This is a genomic window from Microbacterium rhizophilum (genome assembly GCF_039605615.1).
Classification (GTDB): domain Bacteria; phylum Actinomycetota; class Actinomycetes; order Actinomycetales; family Microbacteriaceae; genus Microbacterium; species Microbacterium rhizophilus.
Genome location: NZ_JBCNUN010000005.1, coordinates 1 through 19,674, shown reverse-complemented (window position 1 = coordinate 19,674; position 19,674 = coordinate 1). Strand labels below are relative to the sequence as shown.

Here is a 19,674-nt window from a genome sequence, read left to right as displayed (position 1 = left end):
CCATATCTCCCGGTCATGAATCTCAGAAGTCGCAACTGTTGGACTTCTAGATTACCGATTCTTAGAGTGAGGACGCGGCGCCCGCTCGGACGCCCGCAGCCCGACCGCGAAGGAACACGCACATGCAGCAGCGCACCATCGGAGACCGGTCCGTCTCGGCGATCGGCCTGGGCGGCATGCCCATGTCGATCGAGGGCCGCCCCGACGCGGATCGCTCGATCGCCACGATCCACGCGGCGCTCGACGCCGGCGTCACCCTCATCGACACCGCCGACGCGTACCACCGCGACGCGAACGAGGTCGGCCACAACGAGGAGCTGATCGCCCGCGCCCTGCGCGAGTACGGCGCGGGCGCCGACGGCGTGCTCGTGGCCACGAAGGGCGGCCACCTCCGCCCCGGCGACGGCACCTGGACGCGCAACGGCGACCCCGAGTACCTCAAGCGCGCCGCGAAGGAGTCGGCCCGCCGCCTCGGCGTCGACGCGATCGGCCTGTACCAGTTCCACCGCCCCGACCCGTCGGTGCCGTATGCAGACTCGGTCGGCGCGATCCGCGATCTCCTCGACGAGGGCGCGATCCTGATGGCCGGCATCTCCAACGCCGACGTGGCGCAGATCGACGAGGCCCGCGACATCCTGGGCGGACGCCTCGTGTCGGTGCAGAACCAGTTCTCGCCCGCCTTCCGCTCCAGCCAGGGCGAGCTCGAGCACTGCGCCGAGCTCGGCATCGCGTTCCTCCCGTGGAGCCCGCTCGGCGGCATCGCGAACGCGAAGGACCTCGCGGGTCGCCACGGCGCGTTCCAGGAGGTCGCGGACGAGGTGGGCGCCAGCGTCTACCAGGTCACGCTCGCGTGGGAGCTCGCGCTCGCGCCCACCGTCATCCCGATCCCCGGCGCGTCCCGCCCCGAGAGCATCCGCGACTCCGCCGCGGCGACCGAGCTGACGCTCACCGCCGACCAGGTCGCCCGCCTGTCCGCCTGATACGTCCGAGGAGAACCCGCACATGAAGACCTTCACCCTGCCCGGCACCGAGATCGAGGCGTCGAACGTCGTCCTCGGCCTGATGCGCATCCAGGACAAGTCCGACGACGAGGTGCGCACGCTGGTGAGCGCCGCGCGCGACGCCGGCATCACCTTCCTCGACCACGCCGACATCTACGGATCCTCGGTGCACGGCTGCGAGCGTCGCTTCGCGGAGGCGCTGAAGCTGACGTCGTCGGAGCGCGAGCAGTTCGTGATCCAGTCGAAGGCGGGCATCGTCAAGGACGGGCCGTACTTCGACTTCTCGTACGAGCACATCGTCGACTCGGTGAACGGCTCGCTCGAGGCGCTCGGCACCGACTACCTCGACATCCTGCTGCTGCACCGCCCCGACGCGCTCATCGAGCCCGAGGAGGTCGCGCGCGCGTTCGACGAGCTCGAGGCCGCCGGCAAGGTGCGCGCGTTCGGCGTCTCGAACCAGACGCCGCGGCAGATCGATCTGCTGCGCAAGCACGTGTCGCAGCCGATCGTGGCGAACCAGCTGCAGCTGTCGATCACGCACGCGCCGATCATCGCCCAGGGCGTCGCGGCCAACATGCAGGGCCTGGATCAGTCGATCGTGCGCGACGACGGGATCGTCGACTACTGCCGCCTGAACGACATCACGATCCAGGCGTGGTCGCCGTTCCAGGCCGGGTTCTTCGACGGCCCGTTCCTCGGCTCGGACCGCTACCCCGAGCTGAACGCGGTGATCGACCGCCTGGCCGAGAAGTACGGTGTGCCGGCCGAGGCCATCGCCGTCGCGTGGATCACGCGCCACCCGGCGCGGATGCAGGTCGTGCTCGGCACGACCACGCCCGAACGCGTGACGGCCGCGGCGCTCGGCTCGGATGTGCCGCTCACGCGCGCCGAGTGGTACGAGCTGTTCCGCGCCGCGGGCTACGTCGTGCCGTGATCCGCGCCCACCGCGAGCGGTGACCGGCCGAGATCAGGCCCTCCGGCGCTCGGCCTCCGCGAGGCGCACGAGCAGCCGGACGGCGTGGTCCACGGTCGCCGCGAGGACGTCCTCGGGCTCGCCGTCGAACCGGAAGTGCTCGGCGCCCGCGTCATCCGCGGTCGCCCAGCCGAGGTAGACGGTGCCGGCCGGGTGGCCGTCCTCGTCATCCGGTCCGCCGACGCCCGTGGTCGACACGGCCACGTCGGCGTCGAGCAGCGCGCGCACGCCGGTCGCGAGCGCCGTGGCGCACTCCGGGGAGGTCGGATCGGTGCCGTCGGGCACGCCGAGCACATGCGTCTTCACCGGCATCCGGTAGGCCACGACGCCGCCGGAGAACCACTCCCCGGCGGCCTCGCCCTTGCCGACCTCGCTCGCGAGGAGGCCTGACGTGAGGGACTCGGCGACGGCGACGGTCAGGCCGCGCTCGCGGGCGGCGTCTCTCAGGTGATGGATGGGACTGCTCACCCATCCACCCTCGCACGGCTCACGTGCAGGAGCCGGGGATGATGGGAGGCTTGCGCGGTGAGAAGGTTTCTGCTCATCGCGCTGGACGGCGTCCGGCACGATCGGCTGCTGACGACCCGGACGCCGCGCATCGACGAGGTCGTCGCATCGGGCTTCCTGACGACCGCCGTGATCCCGGCGACGCAGCCGACGATGTCCGCCGCGCAGTGGGCCACGATCCTGACGGGCGTATGGAGCGCCGAGCACGGCGTGCGCCGCAACTGGCAGCGCACGCCGCGACTGCATCGGCATCCGGATCTGCTCGAGCGTGTCCGCCGCGCGGGCGGCGAGACCTACGCCGCGGCGAGCTGGCCCGTCATCGGACGCCGCACCGGCGCAGGTCCGCTGGTGCGCGGCGACGTGTTCGTGCCGCTGCGACGCCCGACGACCCTCACGTCGTGGGTCCGCGCGGACGAGGCCGTGACGGCGCACGCGGAGGTCGCGCTGCGCGCCCGGGACCTCGCGGCGGCGTTCGTGTACCTCGGCCAGGTCGACATGGCCGGCCACTTCCACGGCGTGGGGGAGCGCTACGTCGCGGCGCTCGAGGCGACCGACGCGCTGGTGGGCCGCCTGCTGGCCGCGATCTCCGACCGCCGCGACGAGTGGACCGTGCTGCTCACGACCGACCACGGCCACCGGGACGAGGGCGGCCACGGCACGCACACGTCGCCGGAGGCCACGGTGTGGTTCGCAGGAGACCGGCGCATCGCCGGGTGGGACGCGCTCGACTCGACCCGGGTGGTCGACTTCGCGCTGCGGGCGCTCGCCGGCGCCTGAATCATCGGCGCCCCTGGAGGGACTCGAACCCCCAACCGTTTCCTTAGGACGGAACTGCTCTTCCATTGAGCTACAGAGGCTGGCCCGGCAAGTCTAGCCGGGGACACGCCGCGGACATGCGGCGCCGCCCGGATGACCCGGGCGGCGCCGCGCGATGCGCTGAGCGTTACTGCTGCAGAGCGAGGGCGAAGCGCACGCCCTCCTGAGTGACCTGCGCGTCGAGCACCTTGTCGTCCAGCTCATCCGCTGCGACCTGCTCGAGGAACACGCGGGCGTCGCCGTTCTCGACGACCGTGTCACCCTGCTCGGGCGACGGGGCGAGCGTGAGCGCGTAGCCCTCGGCGGACGCGCTCGTGCCCTCGATGCGGAGCCCCGCAGTCGAGGCGTCCGGGGTCTGGGACACGATCGTGCGGACGGCGTCCGTGGCGTTCTCGGTAAGCGTGAGCATCTGGCTCTCCTTCCCTCGGGACCGGCCACGATTCCGAGAATCCGGATCGATTGCAAGGCTCGCGCGCGACGTCCAGGGGATACACACCTGAATCCGGCCTCCGGGTCGCATTGCGTCGCGGCAATAGGCATCGCCCCCGCCGGCCGTAGCCGAGCGGGGGCGATGAGAGATATCTATGCGTGGTAATTCAATTCGCGGCTTCGTATGCCTCGATGATGGCGGCGGGCACCCTGCCTCGCTCGGACACGGTGTATCCGTTCTTTTTCGCCCATTCACGGATGGGGCCGAAATCGGTCTGGCCGGTGCGCCGACGTGCGCGCGTGGAAGCCGAGGCCGATGATCCCGACGACATGCGTCGGGCTGCCGAGATGTAATTCGCGAAGGTGTCGCGCAGAGCCTGCGCGTTGTCCGCGGTCAGGTCGATCTCGTAGCTTCTGCCGTCGAGGGAGAACAGCACGGTCTCTCCCTCTCCGGGTTCGAGGACGGTGCCGTCGAGGTCATCGACGAGCTGGTGGACGATCTTACGGGCCATGGCGCCGATGATAGCGCTTTACGCAGGGATATTTCACCGAGAGAACTGCCCATATCGGCTCAGGTGAAAACTCCGGAATGCGATCCGGAGCCTGCTATGGGAGAAGTCCCCATTTGCGCGCTCTGGCAACGGCGGCGTGCCGAGTCGATGCGTCGAGTTTCGCCATCGCCGCACTCAGATAGGCCTTCACGGTTCCCTCGCGGAGGCCCAGCAGCGCGCCGATCTGCGCATTCGTCTCGCCGAGAGCGGCGCGCGCGAGCACATCGACCTCGCGGGGGGAAAGGCGCACGTCCGGAATGGCCTCGGTGCGCGGTGCATCGGCGAATCCGGAAAGCGCGGCAAGACGTCGTTCCACGTCGGCGAGCCGGGCGCGTATCGAGGAATCGTCGATCGACGCGGCGATCGCCCGCAGCTCCGCATAGCTCTCGCGCAGCTCTTCGCGATGGCTCGCGGACAGATCGACCGGCAGGGGGACGGGTGCCTCCGAGGCGCGCCGTCGGTCCTCGTCCCGGCGGGCCAGCTCGCGTGAGAGCTCCTCGGCGACGCTCACCGCCGGCGCCGCGACCACGCCGCCGACGCTCGACCGGCTCCAGGCGCCGCCGTAGAGCACGCCGCGCGCCTTGCCCGCGACGATCACCGGCGTCGCCATCAGCGTGCCGATGCCCTCGCCCAGGATGTACAGGTCGTAGTCGTGCGTGATCTGCCGAGCCGTGCGGTAGTCGCCCGTCATCCGGGGCCGCAGTTCGACCATGGCGCGGCCTCCGAGGCCGCGCTCGGGCCGCACCGAGAGCCCCTGGAGTGCGTCGGTGTGATTGCCGACGAACGCCGTCATCTGCGCGACGCCGTTCTCGATGAGTCCGCCGAACGCGACCGGGAAGCGCGTGCGCCGGGCGAGTTCTCGCACGGCGTCGTTCACGAGCCGGCGGTCCTCGGAGAGTTCCTGTTGCACGGTCAACAGGGATACCTACTTTCGGGGGTGACGGCCTCTTCGCCGTCTTTCGTAGCGTCGAACCTATCATCGGCCGTGCGTGTGCGCAGGGCCGTTCGCCCGGTGCGATGCGGCATCGCGGCGCTCGACATGTGGCAAGGAGGCCTCGTGACAGACACGCCCCCCGGTGCACCCGCCAAGGGACGCATCGATTACATCGCGGAAGAGAACTCGCCGCGATTCCGCGAATTGAAGCGGACCCACCGCTCGTTCGTGTTCCCCCTCTCGGTGTTCTTCCTCGTCTGGTACTTCGTGTACGTGCTGCTCGCCGGATGGGCCAAGGACTTCATGTCGCAGCCGGTCCTCGGCGACATGACGGTCGGGCTGCTGATCGGCCTGGGCCAGTTCGCGACCACGTTGATCATCACGCTCTGGTACGTCCGATTCGCGAACACGAAGCTCGACCCGAAGTCCGCCGCGATCCGTGAAGATCTCGAGAAGCAGGAGGCGGGCGCATGAACGTCGTCGCCGCGGCCGCCGATGCGGCGAGCCAGAACGAGCCCGTCCTGAACATCTCGATCTTCGCCGCATTCGTCGCTGTGACGCTGTTCATCGTCATCCGCGCCTCGCGCAACAACAAGACGGCCGCGGACTTCTACGCGGGCGGCCGTTCGTTCTCGGGAACGCAGAACGGATTCGCGATCGCGGGCGATTATCTGTCGGCCGCGTCGTTCCTCGGCATCTGCGGCGCCATCGCGGTGTACGGCTATGACGGATTCCTCTATTCGATCGGATTCCTCGTCGCCTGGCTCGTGGCGCTCCTGCTCGTCGCCGAGCTGATGCGCAACACCGGCAAGTTCACGATGGCGGATGTCCTCTCGTTCCGCCTCAAGCAGCGCCCCGTGCGCATGGCGGCGGCCATCAGCACGCTCGTCGTGTGCTTCTTCTATCTGCTGGCGCAGATGGCCGGCGCGGGCGGTCTCGTCGCGCTGCTGCTGGGCGTGACGGACCAGGTGGGCACCGCGGCGGTCGTCACGGTCGTCGGCGTGCTCATGGTCGGCTACGTGCTGATCGGCGGCATGAAGGGCACCACGTGGGTGCAGATCGTCAAGGCGGGGCTGCTGATCGGAGGCGCGCTGCTGATGACGATCTGGGTGCTGGCCATCCAGGGCGTCGACCTGTTCAGCGCCGCGGTCGAGGCCTCGCAGAACCAGACCTACCCCGAGACCGCGAAGGCGCTCGAGGACGCGATCGCGGGCGGCGCCTCGGTGCTCGACCCGGGCCTGCAGTACAAGAACCCGATCGACTTCCTGTCGCTCGGTCTGGCACTGGTGCTCGGCACGGCGGGACTGCCGCACGTGCTGATGCGCTTCTACACGGTGCCGACCGCGAAGGAGGCCCGCAAGTCGGTCGTCTGGGCGATCATGCTGATCGGCGGCTTCTACCTGCTGACGCTGGTGCTGGGCTACGGCGCGGGCGGTCTCGTGGGCGCCGGCACGATCCTCAGCTCGCCCGGCGGCGTGAACTCGGCGGCACCCCTGCTCGCGCAGGCGCTGGGCGGTCCGGTCCTGATGGGCATCATCTCGGCGGTGGCCTTCGCGACCATCCTCGCGGTGGTGGCGGGCCTGACGATCACGGCGGCGGCGTCGTTCTCGCACGACATCTACAACGGCGTGATCAAGCGCGGCGCGGCGACCGAGAAGCAGGAGCGCAAGGTCGCCAACGTGACGATCGTCGTGATCGGCCTGCTGGCCATCGTGGGCGGCATCGCCGTGATCGGCCAGAACGTCGCGTTCCTCGTCGCGCTGGCCTTCGCGATCGCCGCGTCGGCGAACCTGCCGACGATCCTGTACTCGCTGTTCTGGCGCGGCTTCACCACGCGCGGCGCGGTGTGGAGCATGTACGGCGGTCTCATCTCGGCGGTCGTGCTCATCGTGCTGTCACCGGTGTTCTGGGGGGAGACCGGCGTGCTGAAGGCCGGCACGGCGATCTTCCCGCTCAGCAACCCCGGCATCGTGTCGATCCCGATCGGCTTCCTGCTCGGCTGGATCGGCTCGCTCACGTCGAAGGGCTCGGAGGATCCGCGCCTCGCCGCCGAGATGGAGGTGCGTTCGCTCACGGGGCACGGGGCCGAGAAGGCGGTCAACCACTGATCCGGTGAACACGGCGCCGAGCGCCGGTCCCGGGGCGGCCTACACGCCTCCGGACCGGCGCTCGGTCGTTGCGGCCCGTCAGGCGGGCCAGACGCCGCTCGACCCGCGGCGGTGGCTGTCGACCAGGTGGGTGTCGACGATGCCGACCGCCTCCATGAGCGCGAACATCGTCGTCGGTCCCACGAAGCGGAAGCCGCGCCGCTTGAGCTCCTTCGACAGTGCGAGGGACTCGGGCGACGACGTGGGCACATCGGCGAACGAGCGCGGCGCGGGCGTCGCCTCCGGCCGGAAGCTCCACACCAGCTCGGCCAGCCCGCCGCCGTCGCCGTCGGCAGAGGAGACGGTGCCGCGCAGCGCGACGGTCGCGCGGGCGTTGCCGATCGTGGCGAGGATCTTCGCCCGGTTGCGGACGATGCCGGCATCGCCCATCAGCCGCTCGACGTCGGCCTCGTCGAACGCCGCGACGACATCCGGATCGAAGTCCGCGAACGCCGCGCGGAACGCCGGTCGCTTGCGCAGGATGGTCGCCCACGACAGGCCCGACTGGAATCCCTCGAGACTGAGCCGCTCGAAGAGCCCTCGCTCGTCGCGGATCGGCATGCCCCACTCGGTGTCGTAGTACGCCTGCATGAGCGGATCGCGCGCCGCCCACAGCGGCCGGACGAGTCCGTCGGCCCCTGTCACGAGCTCGGTGGAGAGGGCGGCATCTGTCACGATCGGCTCCGTTCGGGCGCGGGTGGGATGGAGAACGCGGGCGGACGCGCGGCCCCGCGCTCGAGCTCGACCAGGAAGCGCTTGGTCTCGGGATGCGACCCGTACTCGCCGAGCGTGCCGTCGGCCCGGACGACGCGATGCACCGGCACGACGAGGGAGAACGGCGTGGTGCGGCACGCGGTGCCGACGGCGCGCGCGGCACGCGGCCGCCCGGCCATCACGGCCACCTCGCCGTAGCTCGCGGTCTCGCCGTAGGGGATGTCGCACGCGGCGCGCAGCGCATCGCGCGCGAAGCCGTGCGTGAGACTCCAGTCGATCGCGACGTCGAACGCGCGGCGCTCGCCGTCGAAGTACTGGTCGAGCTGGGCGAACAGGGCGTCTCCGGCTCCCGGGGTGCGATCCGGCACGACACCGTGCTCGCGCGCGAGCATCTCGAGCACCCACCGGTCGGAGTCGTCGGAGACGTGCAGCGCCAGCAGGCCGTCGTCGGAGAGGACGGCCGTCACGAGGCCGATCGGCGTGCCGGCGATGTCGTAGCGGAGGGTCACGCCTCCATCCTCTCGTCCGCCGCCGACACCGGGCGCCGGCATCGCGGAATGGGGGCGAGAGGACCGGGGCCCCGGGGCTGTGGACGAGCGGCCCGGCCAGCGGGAGAGAAGCGCGGAGTGAATCCGGCGAAACTCCGCGGGCCCGCGCGGCGTTGCGACCCCGCCCGCCTAGCCTGGCTCACGTGTGGCGGACAGAAGGCAGTTCCGCGATGGATCGCATCGTGGCGGATGACACGAGAACCATCGTGACCCCGACCGATCTCGGCGTGGCCGAGCCGGGGGTCGTGGTCGCGCACGTCGCCGACCCCGAACGGGAGCGGCTGCGCGGCGTCGCGAGCGAGCTGGGAGGCCCCTCGCCGCTGCTGCACTTCCCGATCGCGGCCGACGGCGCCGAGCCCGCCGAGGCCGGCATCGACATCACGAAGGCCCACCCCGGCAGCCTGCCGCAGTTCATCACGGGCAAGTCGACCCTGCTGTCGAACCTGTTCCGCGACGAGGTCGCGCTGCGCACGGCGCGGATCGCCGCCGAGCGCATCACCGCCAAGCACCTCGAGCTGCGCACCGTGCGCGGCATCGACGCGGTCCGCCTCGCGGTCGGCATGGCCGTGTGGCGCGTGGCCGATGAGCAGTTCGCGGCGCCCGTCCTGCTGCGCCCGCTCGCGATCCGCCGTCATCACACCGACTTCGAGCTGAAGCTGCACGGGCGGTTCCAGGTGAACCCCGAGCTCGTGCGCGCCGCGCGCGACCACTTCGGCATCGAGATCGACGGCGACGCGCTGGCCGCCCTCGCGTACGGCGAGGGCGTCTTCAAGCCGCAGCCGGTCATCGACCACCTGCGCGCCGCGCTCTCGCACGTCGACACCTTCTCCGTGCGCCCCCGCCTCATCGTCTCCACGTTCGCGGACGTCGGCGGCGCGATGGCCCGTGACCTGACGGTCCTGGATCACCCGCTGCTGAACGCGCTCGCGGGACATCCGGAGGATCTCGCCGCGCTCGCCGCGGACACCACCGCGACGACGCTCCCGAACCCGGACGAACGCGCACCTGCGGCCGACACCCTGCTGCTCGACGCCGACGCGGAGCAGGAGGCCGTGCTGGCGCGGATCGCGGCCGGCGAGTCGCTGGTGGTCCACACCCTGCCCGGCACGGGCGGCACGCAGACCGTCATCAACGCGGTCGGATCGCTCGTGCGCGCCGGCAAGCGCGTCCTGGTCGTGAGCGCCCGCCGCGCCACGCTCGACGGCGTGCGCCACCGCCTCGCGGGCATCGGGCTCGACGGCCTGGCCGTCTCGCCCGCCGACCTGCGCCGTGACCTGATCCGCGCGATCGGCCGCAACGAGAAGGCCACCCAGCCCAAGGTCGCCGAGGTCGACGACGCGCTCGTGCGGCTGCGCACGGTGCTGCGCGACTACCGCCGCGCCCTGACCCGCACGCACGACCGCCTGGGCGTCTCGGTGCTCGACGCGACCCGCGCGCTGACCAAGCTCGCCTCGCTGCCCGAGCCGCCGTCCACCTCCGCCCGCCTGGGGCTGCGCGCCCTCGAGGCGCTCGCGGGCGACCGCGTCTCCGCGGGCAAGACCCTCGCGCTGGCCGCGCGCCTGGGCGAGTTCAAGGTCGGCCCGGACGACTCGCCCTGGTACGGCGTCACGTTCGCCACGACCGAGGAGGCGCGCCGCGCGCACGAGCAGGCGGGCAAGCTGCACCGCAAGAGCGTGCCCGAGCTGCTCGAGCGCGGCTACGAGCTCATCGCGCAGACGCGCATGCGGCCCTTCACGACCATCGACGAGCTCGGTGAGTTCCTCCGGTTGCTGCACGGCATCCGCGATTCGCTCGACCGGTTCAGCCCGACCGTCTTCGAGCGTCCGCTCGCCGACATGATCCGCGCCTACGGTCCGCGCCGCGAGGCGCAGATGACCGGGGCGTCGCGCCGCCGCCTGAAGCGGCTCGCCAAGGAGTACCTGCGTCCCGGCGTGCACCTCTCGGACATGCACGAGGCGCTCGTGCGCATCCAGCATCAGCGTGCGCAGTGGCAGAAGCTCGTCGACGTGGGCACGATCCCCGACATCCCGCTGGGACTCGCCGACGCGCAGGTCGAGTGGCAGCGCGTGGAGGCCGAGCTCACCGACCTGGATCGCGCGCTCGGGCGCGGCACCCGCCTGTCGGCCATGCCTGTGCAGCGCCTCGTCCGCACGCTCGCGGGCCTGGCCGCCGACTCGGACGTCTTCGACAACATCGTCGAGCGCGCCGAGCTGCGCTCCGAGCTCGCCCGCCTCGGGCTCGAGCCGCTTCTGACCGAGCTGTCGGTGCGGCACGTCGACGAGGAGCGCGTGGGCGAGGAGCTCGAGTTCGCGTGGTGGCAGTCGGTGCTCGAGCACCTGCTGCAGGACGACCGCGCGCTGCTCGGCGCCAACACGTCGGTCGTGGATCGTCTCGAGCGCGACTTCCGTCTCGTGGACGAGGCGCACGCCGCGGCATCCGGGCCCCTGCTCGCGTGGCAGCTGGCAGCGCAGTGGCGGATCGGCATCGTCGACGAGCCCGCCGAGTCGACCGCGCTGCGTCGCGCCCTGACCGAGGGACAGGTCTCGCCGGCGGATCTCGCCGCCGCGGCGCCGACGCTCGGGCGGATCCTCGCCCCGGTGTGGATCGCGTCGCCGTACGAGGTCCCCGCCATCCCGGACGACCCGTCGTTCGACGTCGTGCTGATCGCCGACGCCGGCGCCATCGGCACGACCGAGGCCGTCCCGGCCATCCGCCGCGCCCGTCAGGTCGTCGCGTTCGGCGATCCCGTGACGCAGCGACCGACGCCGTTCGCGGTCGCCGCCATCGGCGAGCCCGCGGAGGACGGCGCGGTCGACCGCGAGAGCCTGTTCGAGACGCTCGCCGAGATCCTGCCCGTCGCGACCCTGACACGCAGCTACCGCGCCGGCGGCGAGGACCTCGCCGAGCTCGTGAACGACGCGTTCTACGGCGGCGAGATCGTCTCGCTGCCGTGGGCCGGCTCGTACCTCGGCCGCGGCAGCCTGTCCGTCGACTACGTCGAGGGCGGATCGGGCACGCCCGATCCCGTGACCGGATCCGTCGAGAGCCCGGACGCCGAGGTCGCGCGCGTCGTGACGCTGGTCGTCGAGCACGCGCTCCACCGACCGAGCGAGTCGCTCATGGTCGTCACGGCCAGCCGCCGTCACGCCGAGCGCGTGCGCAGCGCCGTCACCGAGGCGTTCGCCGGACGCTCGGATGTCGCCGACTTCGTCGCGCGCGAGACCGCCGAGCCCCTCGCGGTCCTCACGCTCGAGCAGGCGACGGCGGAGAGCCGCGACCGCGTCATCTTCTCCCTGGGCTACGGCCTCACCAAGCACGGCCGTGTCCTCAGCGACTTCGGCGACCTGTCGACGCCCGACGGCGAGCGGCTGCTCACGGCCGGCATGACCCGCGCGCGCCGCTCCATGGTGATCGTGTCGTCGATCCGTCCGTCCGCGTTCGACGAGGGCCGGCTCGAGCACGGCGCCGCGACGCTCATGGGCATCCTGGGCAGCGTCGCCGCGCGCGGTCGCGAGGCGCGCCTCGAGGACCTCGCCGACCCGCTGACGCTGGCGCTCGCGCGCGAGCTGCGTCGCCTGGGCGTGGCCGTCGACGTGGACTACCGCGGACTCCTGCCGCTCGTGGCCCAGCACGGCGGCAAGGCCGTCGTGGTCGAGCCCGATCCCGAGTCCCGCAGCGAGTCGCTGCGAGAGTCGCTGCGCCTGCGCCCGCACGTGCTGCGCCGCCTCGGCTGGCACTACGTGCGCGTGCACGCGTTCGACCTCTACAGCGACCCGGCGGCCGTGGCCGAGCGGATCGCGGCGGTGCTCGGCGTCTCGCCCGAGGCGCAGCGCGCCGACGGCGACACGCAGCCGCTCAGCATCTGACCGTGCCGGACACGGAGGAGCCGCGCCAGAGGGTGGTCCGTGTGCGCGGATCCCGCCGCGCGAAGCTGACGCCCGTGGAGGGCACGCTCAGCGACTCGGAGGCGGAGGCGACGCTGCGCGGCGAGAAGGCCCCCGTCGATCCGGGCGTCGACACGGGGCCGAACGACGAGCGCCTGCGCCGCGACGTCCCGCCGCACTACTGACAAGTTCGTCTTTGGCCGCGCGCTGATCGATCGCTCGGCCGACGCTCCGCGCCGGCGCTCGCGCTCGATGGACGTCGCTTCGCTCCGTCCGGGCGCGCTGGTGGGCCCCTTCGGGGCACGCTCCCTTCGGTCGCACCTGGCCGGTTGCAGCCCGGTCGTCGAGCGAGCGAAGCGAAGCGAGTCGAGGCGCAGCGCTGACGAGCGACCGCAACGCAGAAGGCCGCTCCCGAGGGAGCGGCCTCCGCGATGCGGGCGGATCAGGCGCGCGGCTGTTGCGAGGCGAGCAGGTCGCGGATCTCCGCGAGCAGCTCCTCCTGCGTCGGCGCGGCCGGCGCGGTCTCCTCGACGACGCCGAGCCGAGCGGCTCGGCGCTCGGCGAGCTTGTTCATCGGGACGATGAGCAGGAAGTACACGACCGCGGCGACGGCGAGGAAGTTGATGATCGCCGAGATGATCGCTCCGATGCCGAAGTTCGCCGTCGCGAAGACGCCGGGCACGGGGATGACCCAGTCGCCGAGGTTGCCCGACGGCACGAGCGCACCGATGAGCGGGTTGACGAAGTTCTCGACGATCGCCGTGACGATCGCCGTGAACGCGGCGCCGATGATCACGGCGACCGCGAGATCGATCACGTTGCCGCGGGTGATGAAGTCTCTGAAGCCCTGAAGCATGGGTGCTCCCCTCCGCCGGATCGCCCGGCTGATCGAAAGATCCTGGTCACGTGCCCGAAGCGGGCGACGACTCCGTCTTCGATGATGCAGCAGGGGTGGAGGTGCCGCCAGCAGCAGAACTGCCCGCGCTCGTCGACGATGCGCGCGAGTCCGTGCGGTAGAAGCCGGATCCGTTGAACGTGACGCCGACGGACCCGTACTGCTTGCGCAGCACGCCGCCGCAGGCGGGGCATTCGGTCAGCGCGGCGTCGGCGAAGGACTGGACGGCGTCGAAGGCGTGCCCGCAGGTCTTGCAGGCGTAGGCGTAGGTGGGCATGCGACCTCGAGGGTTCTGTGCGGATCGGATCAGTCGGACAGCAGCACGGTGCGCGTCGGGGTCACGACCCCGGTCACCGGCTGGTCGTGCACGTCCTGCGGCACGCTGTCGACCAGTTCCGAATCATAGATGACGGCGTAGACGGGGGGACGCCGCGCCATCGAACCCAGGGTCTTGTCGAAGAATCCGCGGCCCCAGCCCATCCGCATGCCGCCGCGATCGACCGCCGCGGCCGGGACGATCATCAGGTCGACGTCGTTGACCGCGATGGGGCCGAGCAGCTCGCCGACCGCCTCGGGCACGCCCAGCGCGCTCTGCACCTCCTCGCCGCCGGGGGAGGCGACCGTCCAGTCGAGCAGGCCGTCCTCGCGCATGACCGGCAGCAGGACGCGGACGCCCCGCTCGATCGCGGCGTTGATGAAGGACCGGGTGCCCGGCTCCGTGGGAGAGGAGAGGAAGCACGACACGCTCCGGGCACCGAGCGAGGCGATGAGCGCCTCGAGCTGCGAGCGGATCCCCTCCGCGGCGCTCTCGCGCTGCCCGTCGGACAGCAGCTGTCGTCGCTCGCGGAGCTCGGCGCGCAGCGCCCGCTTGGCCTGGTCCAGCGCGTCCGTCATGCGTCGAGTCTACGGGCGGGCGCCCGAGCGGCCGGGATCACCGGCGCGCGGGCCGCTGTTCACCGGCGGGATCACAGGGGGATAACGTCTCGTCGCCTACGATGAGGGAATGCATCCCCCGCAGATCAAGGCAGTCATCCCCGCGGCCGGACTGGGCACGCGCTTCCTCCCCGCGACCAAGGCCACTCCCAAGGAGATGCTGCCGGTCGTCGACAAGCCGGCCATCCAGTACGTCGTCGAGGAGGCGGTCGCCGCCGGCATCCGCGACGTCCTCATGATCATCGGGCGCAACAAGAACGCGCTCGCCAACCACTTCGACGCCGTCCCCGAGCTCGAGACCAAGCTGCTCGACAAGGGCGACAAGGCCCGCCTCGAGCGCGTTCAGGCCTCCAGCGACCTCGCCGACATCCACTTCGTCCGCCAGGGCGAGCCGAAGGGCCTCGGGCACGCGGTGCTGCGTGCGTACGCCCACGTCGGCGATTCGCCCTTCGCCGTCATGCTGGGCGACGACCTGATCGACGAGCGCGACGAGCTGCTGACCACGATGATCGCGGAGCAGGCCAAGCGCGGCGCGATGGTCATCGCGCTCATGGAGGTCGACCCCGACAGCATCCACCTGTACGGCGTCGCCGACGTCGAGGAGACCGACACCGAGGGCGTCGTCAAGGTCAAGAGCCTCGTCGAGAAGCCGGCCAAGGAGGAGGCTCCCTCGAACCTGGCGATCATCGGCCGCTACATGCTGACGCCCGAGATCTTCCCGATCCTCGAGCGCACCCAGCCCGGCAAGGGCGGCGAGATCCAGCTGACCGACGCCCTGCAGGAGGTCGCGACCGATCCCGAGGGCCCCGGCGTGTTCGGCGTCGTGTTCCGCGGTCGTCGCTACGACACCGGCGATAGGGTCGACTACATCAAGGCGATCATGCGTCTCGCCGCCGACCGCGAGGACCTCGGACCCGAGCTGCGCCCGTGGTTCAAGGAGTTCGCGCAGACGCTGTAGTCACATATTCCCGAAGGAGCCGGATGGATGGTCTCGCCCCGCGTCAGCACGGGCCGATCTCCATCCGGCTCGTTCGTCATCGCGACGCCCGGGTGCTGCAGAACGAGCTGGTGACGAACCGCTCGTGGCTGCGCCCGTGGGAGGCGACGAGCCCGGGAGGACCCGCCCCGCTCGACATGCGCGGGAGCATCCGGCGCCTGCTGCAGCAGTACCGCGACGGACAGGGCGTGCCGTTCGTCATGGAGTACGACGGCGAGGTCGCCGGCCAGCTCAACGTGTGGGGCGTGGCCCGCGGATCGCTGTCCTCCGCGACGATCGGCTACTGGGTCAGCGAGCGCTTCGCGGGCAAGGGCATCACGCCCACGAGCGTGGCGCTGGCGACCGACGTGTGCTTCACCGAGCTGCAGCTGCACCGGATGGAGATCTGCATCCGGCCGGAGAACGTCGCGAGCCTGCGCGTCGTGCAGAAGCTCGGGTTCCGCTACGAGGGCCTGCGACGTCGGTACATCCACATCGACGGCGACTGGCGCGACCACTACGCGTTCGCGCTCACGACCGAGGATGCGCCGGACGGCGTCCTGCACCGCTGGCTGTCGGGACGCGCGCCGGAGCACGCGGCCGACATCCCTCCCGCCGATTCCTCTGCTCACGCCTGAGCTGTTCATCGGCTCACGCCTTCGCGCGCCCGCACAGGGGGTGATCGCCGGCGTCGTGCGGGACACGCCCGCGACGTCCCGGGGTGGGGACGGCGCGTCCCCTACCGTGGGTCGCATGGACGGGCAGATGCTGGGCGGAGGCGTGGTCGTCGCCGTCGCCGTGGCGCTGTGGCTCGTCTACCTGCTGCCCACGTGGCAGAGCCGCGCGCAGTACAACGCGGCCGAGCGCAACGCCGTCCGCCTGAACCAGGCGCTGCGCGTGCTCGCGGAGACGAGCGAGACCCCCGAGGTGGTGCGCGTGGAGCTCACCACCCGCGAGGCCTCCGCGAAGCAGAAGCTCGCGAAGCGGCTGCAGGCCCAGCAGAGCCGCCTGAAGATCGAGGAGACCCGCCTGCGCCAGGACCAGGATCTGGTCGCGCTCGAGCAGAAGCGGCGGGAGCTCGCCGCGCTGCGTGCCGCGCCCGCGGTCCGGCAGGCGAAGGCCCGCCGACGGATGCGCGTCGTCGCCACGGCCGTGACGCTCGCCGGGCTCGCCGTGGCGGGTCTCGGCAGCTGGGCGCTCGTCGCAGGCGCCGGGGGAGCGTGGCTCGGTGTCGGCGCGGCGTTCGCGCTGGCCGGACTCGTGACGCTGCAGCGGATGTCGGCCGTGCAGACGCGCGCCGCCCGCCGGACGGCGACCCCGGTCGCTGCCGCGCCCGTGCGCCGCGCCGCGGCGGTCGCCCTGATCGACGAGGCCGACCGCGGCTGGGTGCCGCGCTCGCTGCCCGCCCCTCTCACCACGACGGCCGGATCGCGTGCGCAGACCGCGCGCGCGGAGGTCGACGCCCGCGAGGCCCTGCGTCGCGTCGCGGAGCGGGAGGCGCTGCGCGCCCGCGCCGAGCGGCTGCGCCCGGCACCCGTGCCGATCGAGACCGCGCGTCCCGAGCCGGCGCCGGTCGCTTCGCCGTACGCGAGGATGGGCTACGTCGACGACGCCGAGATCGAGTCGCACGTGCGCGACCTGCTCGCGCGGCGCGCGTCGGCCTGAACCACGTCGCGCGGCGCGCCCGGGAGGCGGCCCGCGTGCGGGAGTGGCCCGGAGGTCTGGTAACGTAGTCCGAGGTTCACGGGCCCATGGCGCAGTTGGTAGCGCGTCTCGTTCGCAATGAGAAGGTCGGGGGTTCGAATCCCCCTGGGTCCACCGTGTGATGAGTCGAGGCATGTGTCTCAGATGAGTCGCGAGATATGTCACTGACGAGAGCCCGGCCATCGGCCGGGCTCTCGTTGTTGGTTTCGCCAGTAGCCGTGAGTGGGATCGATGAGGTTCGTGGCGAGGATCTCGCCGGTGTCGAGGTGGGTGATGGTGACGGTGGTCTCGTCGATGAGGGCGAGGACGCGTTTGCCGCGGTGGGCGGTGCCGATGCCGAGGTGGTGCATGCGCCCGGCTCGGCGCAGGGTGATCCGGCCGGTCTTGTCGACGCGGTCGTAGCGGAGCCGGTAGTGGCCTTCTCGGCTGCCGACTGGGAGTGCTTTCGGGGTGGCGCGGTAGGCGAGGCCGGGTGTCGTGCGGTCGCGAGCGCGGTGTGGGCGGTGCTCGTTGTAGTGCTCTCGGAACGCGTCGAGCTGCGCCTGCAGTTGCGGGACGGTGCGGGGCGCGGGTTGGGCGGTGAGGAAGCGTTTGAGAGTCTGGTGGAAGCGTTCGATCTTCCCCTGGGTCTGCGGGTGCCCGGGAGAGCCGTTCTTCTGCCGGATGCCGAGGAGTGGCAGGAGGTATTCGAACGCGTTGCGTCCTCCGCCGAACCGGGCCGTGTAGACGCGCCCGTTGTCGGTGAGGGTTGAGGCGGGGGCGCCGTGCTCCTCGACGACGGCGAGGAATGTGGTGACGACATCGTCTCCGGTGACCGGGGCGTGGGCGGTGCAGGACAGCAGGAACCGGGAGTGGTCATCCAGCCAGTTCAGGATCTCGACGTCAGTCCCGTCGGCGAGGCGCCAATGGGTGAAGTCGGACTGCCAGGTCTCGTTCGGCTGCGTGGCCTCGAACCGGACGAACGACGACTTGGGGCGCTTACGCGGCTCGGGTGTGATCAGGCCTTCGGCGTGCAGGACGCGGCGGATCGTGGAGGTCGAGGGCGGGCGGTGTCCGTCCTGTTCGAGGTGCCAGGCGATCGTGACCGGGCCCGCATCATGACCATCGGCGGTCAGCTGCCGACGCAGGGCGATGATCCGGTCGCGAATCGCGGCCGCCGTCGCCGCGGGGTTCGACTTCGGGCGTCTCGAACGTGGTTCGACGGCGTCCAGCCCGCCGTCGCGGTAACGGGCCAGCAGGCGGTGCAGCTGACGGCGCGAGAGGCCGTACTCGACGGACGCCTCCGCGACCGTGAGCTGCTTGGCGATGATCTTCAACACGACGACGCGATGCTTCGACACCCGCCCATTCGACTGTGACGCATGTCGCGACTCATCAGCGACGCATCACCTGTGACACATGTCGTGAATTCGGATACCCCTGGGTCCACCGAGAGAAGGCCCCGCCGAGAGGCGGGGCCTTCGTCGTTCCCGGCTACGGCGCCTTCTCGAGCACGAGCAGGAACTCCACGAAGCCGTCGGGCTCGACGCGCACGAACCCGAGGTTCGGCGCCTCGATGCCGAAGTCGGCGAACGTGATCGGGATGCTGCCGGCCACCCGCGCGGTGCCGCCGTCGAAGGCGGCGTCGACCTCGGCCGTGACCGGGCGCGTGACCCCGTGCAGGGTGAGCTCACCGGTGACCTCGATCGTCGCCTCGTCCCCGGCATCCGGTTCGGCCTGCGCGGAGACGGGCTGCGTGAGGCGGAACGTCGCGGTCGGATGCTCGGTCACCTGCAGCGCGTTGTCGCGGAAGTACGCGTCGCGCGGCGCCTGATCCGTGGCGATGGACGCGACGTCGACCTCGATCTCGGCGTCCGCGAGCGCGAGATCCTGCACCTGAACCTCGCCGGTGACCTGCTCCGTCCGGCCCACGACCGTGACATCGGTGCCGTTGAGCACCTCGTCCACGCGGTACCCGGCGTACGAGCCGGCGCCCACCTGCCACGCGCCGGAGATATCCTCGACGGGTTCGACCTCGGACGCGGGCGTATCGGTCTCGGATGGATCGGATCCCGTGGTCGGGGCGGAGGGCGCCTCGCCCACGATGACGTCTCGGTAGAAGGCCGGCCCGAAGGCGGCGGCGACGCCGCCGAGCAGCACGAGCACGCCGAGCATGCTGAGGACGACGATGGACCGGCGGCTCGGACCGCGGCGGGAATCGGGGGCGCTCATGCAAGCGATTGTGCGGGTGCGACGCACGTCGGGCACAGCCCCGAGGCGGGACTCATAAGGATCCCCCAGGCGGACGGATCCGCGGAACGACGCGGCAGGAGCTGTGCGACACGCCCGGGAGTGGGTGTGGTTTGCCGGGTGGCGGGGATCTGCGTAATGTATTCCCTTGTCGCCGCCAAGCGGTGAGGTTGAGCCGGAAGGCTCCCACCCCAGGTCGGCGACAACCTCCACTTCGAAGGACACGCTCTTGAGCGTGTGGGTCCTCGGGCCTAGGGTGGAGGATCCAGCTCTATCGGACCGGTCGGTGCGTTGCGCTGGGCGTTCTGCTCTGCAGAAAGCGCCCGGGCGTGTCGGATTGACAAACCGAATGAGATGGATAAGATAGAGAAGTTGCCCCGGAGGGCTGCGGTGGGAGCCGCAGGGCTGGGAGCATCCGATCCTTGAGAACTCA

21 protein-coding genes and 2 tRNA genes are annotated in these 19,674 nt (G+C 71.1%); 11 read left to right on the top strand and 12 right to left on the bottom strand.

Going from position 1 to position 19,674, the window contains the following annotated elements; translation table 11 throughout:
• Positions 1-122: 122 nt before the first annotated feature.
• A complete protein-coding gene (locus AAD528_RS09980; protein ID WP_345751929.1) occupies positions 123-980 on the top strand; it encodes an aldo/keto reductase in 858 nt (285 codons plus the stop codon).
• A 22-nt stretch (positions 981-1,002) separates the two neighbouring features.
• Positions 1,003-1,935 carry an aldo/keto reductase gene (locus tag AAD528_RS09975; protein ID WP_345751928.1) on the top strand — a complete coding sequence of 311 codons (933 nt, stop codon included), beginning with the start codon at positions 1,003-1,005 and terminating at the stop codon, positions 1,933-1,935.
• 33 nt (positions 1,936-1,968) lie between these two features.
• On the opposite strand, the gene AAD528_RS09970 is transcribed toward AAD528_RS09975, so the two are convergent.
• The gene (locus AAD528_RS09970) at positions 1,969-2,442 is read right to left on the bottom strand and encodes a CinA family protein (RefSeq protein ID WP_345751927.1); all 474 of its coding nucleotides are present in this window, start codon (positions 2,440-2,442) and stop codon (positions 1,969-1,971) included.
• Positions 2,443-2,499: 57 nt separating this feature from the next.
• On the opposite strand from AAD528_RS09970, the gene AAD528_RS09965 reads away from it, so the two are divergent.
• Positions 2,500-3,258, top strand: a complete 759-nt coding sequence (locus AAD528_RS09965; RefSeq protein WP_345751926.1) for an alkaline phosphatase family protein — start codon at positions 2,500-2,502, stop codon at positions 3,256-3,258.
• Positions 3,259-3,266: 8 nt separating this feature from the next.
• Here the strand turns inward: AAD528_RS09965 and AAD528_RS09960 are convergent.
• The 4 genes from AAD528_RS09960 to AAD528_RS09945 all read right to left on the bottom strand — a co-directional run bounded on the left by AAD528_RS09960 (position 3,267) and on the right by AAD528_RS09945 (position 5,187).
• Positions 3,267-3,338, bottom strand: a tRNA-Arg gene (locus AAD528_RS09960).
• 86 nt (positions 3,339-3,424) lie between these two features.
• Positions 3,425-3,706 carry a Fe-S cluster assembly protein HesB gene (locus tag AAD528_RS09955; RefSeq protein ID WP_345751925.1) on the bottom strand — a complete coding sequence of 94 codons (282 nt, stop codon included), beginning with the start codon at positions 3,704-3,706 and terminating at the stop codon, positions 3,425-3,427.
• A gap of 187 nt (positions 3,707-3,893) precedes the next feature.
• Positions 3,894-4,238, bottom strand: a complete 345-nt coding sequence (locus tag AAD528_RS09950; protein ID WP_345751924.1) for a histone-like nucleoid-structuring protein Lsr2 — start codon at positions 4,236-4,238, stop codon at positions 3,894-3,896.
• Between the two features lie 94 nt (positions 4,239-4,332).
• Entirely contained in the window at positions 4,333-5,187 is an 855-nt protein-coding gene (locus AAD528_RS09945) for a LuxR C-terminal-related transcriptional regulator (protein WP_345752114.1), read from the bottom strand.
• Between the two features lie 147 nt (positions 5,188-5,334).
• On the opposite strand from AAD528_RS09945, the gene AAD528_RS09940 reads away from it, so the two are divergent.
• A complete protein-coding gene (locus AAD528_RS09940) occupies positions 5,335-5,685 on the top strand; it encodes a DUF485 domain-containing protein (protein ID WP_345751923.1) in 351 nt (116 codons plus the stop codon).
• Positions 5,682-7,319, top strand: coding sequence for a monocarboxylic acid transporter (locus AAD528_RS09935; RefSeq protein WP_345751922.1), 1,638 nt, complete (start codon positions 5,682-5,684; stop codon positions 7,317-7,319). The genes AAD528_RS09940 and AAD528_RS09935 overlap by 4 nt, the downstream gene beginning before the upstream one ends.
• A gap of 78 nt (positions 7,320-7,397) precedes the next feature.
• On the opposite strand, the gene AAD528_RS09930 is transcribed toward AAD528_RS09935, so the two are convergent.
• Both AAD528_RS09930 and AAD528_RS09925 read right to left on the bottom strand, forming a co-directional pair.
• The gene (locus AAD528_RS09930; RefSeq protein ID WP_375339603.1) at positions 7,398-8,033 is read right to left on the bottom strand and encodes a DNA-3-methyladenine glycosylase I; all 636 of its coding nucleotides are present in this window, start codon (positions 8,031-8,033) and stop codon (positions 7,398-7,400) included.
• A complete protein-coding gene (locus tag AAD528_RS09925) occupies positions 8,030-8,581 on the bottom strand; it encodes a methylated-DNA--[protein]-cysteine S-methyltransferase (RefSeq protein WP_345751921.1) in 552 nt (183 codons plus the stop codon). The genes AAD528_RS09930 and AAD528_RS09925 overlap by 4 nt, the downstream gene beginning before the upstream one ends.
• A gap of 209 nt (positions 8,582-8,790) precedes the next feature.
• On the opposite strand from AAD528_RS09925, the gene AAD528_RS09920 reads away from it, so the two are divergent.
• Both AAD528_RS09920 and AAD528_RS09915 read left to right on the top strand, forming a co-directional pair.
• On the top strand, positions 8,791-12,486 hold the full coding sequence (locus tag AAD528_RS09920) for an AAA family ATPase (RefSeq protein ID WP_345751920.1): 3,696 nt from the start codon (positions 8,791-8,793) through the stop codon (positions 12,484-12,486).
• 2 nt (positions 12,487-12,488) lie between these two features.
• On the top strand, positions 12,489-12,689 hold the full coding sequence (locus AAD528_RS09915; RefSeq protein ID WP_345751919.1) for a hypothetical protein: 201 nt from the start codon (positions 12,489-12,491) through the stop codon (positions 12,687-12,689).
• Positions 12,690-12,946: 257 nt separating this feature from the next.
• On the opposite strand, the gene mscL is transcribed toward AAD528_RS09915, so the two are convergent.
• The 3 genes from mscL to AAD528_RS09900 are packed head-to-tail and all read right to left on the bottom strand — an operon-like array spanning position 12,947 to position 14,293.
• Complete coding sequence (mscL, locus tag AAD528_RS09910) at positions 12,947-13,360, bottom strand: large conductance mechanosensitive channel protein MscL (RefSeq protein WP_345751918.1); 414 nt, start codon at positions 13,358-13,360, stop codon at positions 12,947-12,949.
• 46 nt (positions 13,361-13,406) lie between these two features.
• A complete protein-coding gene (locus AAD528_RS09905; protein ID WP_345751917.1) occupies positions 13,407-13,676 on the bottom strand; it encodes an FmdB family zinc ribbon protein in 270 nt (89 codons plus the stop codon).
• A gap of 29 nt (positions 13,677-13,705) precedes the next feature.
• Positions 13,706-14,293 carry a 5-formyltetrahydrofolate cyclo-ligase gene (locus AAD528_RS09900; protein ID WP_345751916.1) on the bottom strand — a complete coding sequence of 196 codons (588 nt, stop codon included), beginning with the start codon at positions 14,291-14,293 and terminating at the stop codon, positions 13,706-13,708.
• Positions 14,294-14,402: 109 nt separating this feature from the next.
• On the opposite strand from AAD528_RS09900, the gene galU reads away from it, so the two are divergent.
• The 4 genes from galU (at position 14,403) to AAD528_RS09880 (ending at position 17,126) form a co-directional block, all read left to right on the top strand.
• Positions 14,403-15,290: a UTP--glucose-1-phosphate uridylyltransferase GalU gene (galU, locus tag AAD528_RS09895; RefSeq protein WP_345751915.1), complete on the top strand. Its 888-nt coding sequence runs from the start codon at positions 14,403-14,405 to the stop codon at positions 15,288-15,290.
• A 23-nt stretch (positions 15,291-15,313) separates the two neighbouring features.
• Positions 15,314-15,946: a GNAT family N-acetyltransferase gene (locus AAD528_RS09890; protein WP_345751914.1), complete on the top strand. Its 633-nt coding sequence runs from the start codon at positions 15,314-15,316 to the stop codon at positions 15,944-15,946.
• Positions 15,947-16,061: 115 nt separating this feature from the next.
• Complete coding sequence (locus AAD528_RS09885; protein WP_345751913.1) at positions 16,062-16,973, top strand: AAA family ATPase; 912 nt, start codon at positions 16,062-16,064, stop codon at positions 16,971-16,973.
• Between the two features lie 80 nt (positions 16,974-17,053).
• Positions 17,054-17,126: transfer RNA gene (locus AAD528_RS09880), tRNA-Ala, on the top strand.
• Positions 17,127-17,173: 47 nt separating this feature from the next.
• Here the strand turns inward: AAD528_RS09880 and AAD528_RS09875 are convergent.
• Together AAD528_RS09875 and AAD528_RS09870 are read right to left on the bottom strand one after the other, a co-directional pair.
• The gene (locus AAD528_RS09875; protein ID WP_345751912.1) at positions 17,174-18,352 is read right to left on the bottom strand and encodes an IS481 family transposase; all 1,179 of its coding nucleotides are present in this window, start codon (positions 18,350-18,352) and stop codon (positions 17,174-17,176) included.
• Positions 18,353-18,485: 133 nt separating this feature from the next.
• Positions 18,486-19,223 carry a YceI family protein gene (locus AAD528_RS09870; RefSeq protein WP_345751911.1) on the bottom strand — a complete coding sequence of 246 codons (738 nt, stop codon included), beginning with the start codon at positions 19,221-19,223 and terminating at the stop codon, positions 18,486-18,488.
• Positions 19,224-19,674: the final 451 nt, after the last annotated feature.

Coding starts and splice junctions, on each gene's coding strand:
- mscL (WP_345751918.1), bottom strand. CDS start 13,360: ATGCTTCAGGGCTTCAGAGACTTCATCACCCGCGGCAACGTGATCGAT.
- AAD528_RS09935 (WP_345751922.1), top strand. CDS start 5,682: ATGAACGTCGTCGCCGCGGCCGCCGATGCGGCGAGCCAGAACGAGCCC.
- AAD528_RS09955 (WP_345751925.1), bottom strand. CDS start 3,706: ATGCTCACGCTTACCGAGAACGCCACGGACGCCGTCCGCACGATCGTG.
- AAD528_RS09870 (WP_345751911.1), bottom strand. CDS start 19,223: ATGAGCGCCCCCGATTCCCGCCGCGGTCCGAGCCGCCGGTCCATCGTC.
- galU (WP_345751915.1), top strand. CDS start 14,403: ATGCATCCCCCGCAGATCAAGGCAGTCATCCCCGCGGCCGGACTGGGC.
- AAD528_RS09890 (WP_345751914.1), top strand. CDS start 15,314: ATGGATGGTCTCGCCCCGCGTCAGCACGGGCCGATCTCCATCCGGCTC.
- AAD528_RS09950 (WP_345751924.1), bottom strand. CDS start 4,238: ATGGCCCGTAAGATCGTCCACCAGCTCGTCGATGACCTCGACGGCACC.
- AAD528_RS09980 (WP_345751929.1), top strand. CDS start 123: ATGCAGCAGCGCACCATCGGAGACCGGTCCGTCTCGGCGATCGGCCTG.
- AAD528_RS09905 (WP_345751917.1), bottom strand. CDS start 13,676: ATGCCCACCTACGCCTACGCCTGCAAGACCTGCGGGCACGCCTTCGAC.
- AAD528_RS09900 (WP_345751916.1), bottom strand. CDS start 14,293: ATGACGGACGCGCTGGACCAGGCCAAGCGGGCGCTGCGCGCCGAGCTC.
- AAD528_RS09975 (WP_345751928.1), top strand. CDS start 1,003: ATGAAGACCTTCACCCTGCCCGGCACCGAGATCGAGGCGTCGAACGTC.
- AAD528_RS09920 (WP_345751920.1), top strand. CDS start 8,791: ATGGATCGCATCGTGGCGGATGACACGAGAACCATCGTGACCCCGACC.
- AAD528_RS09885 (WP_345751913.1), top strand. CDS start 16,062: ATGGACGGGCAGATGCTGGGCGGAGGCGTGGTCGTCGCCGTCGCCGTG.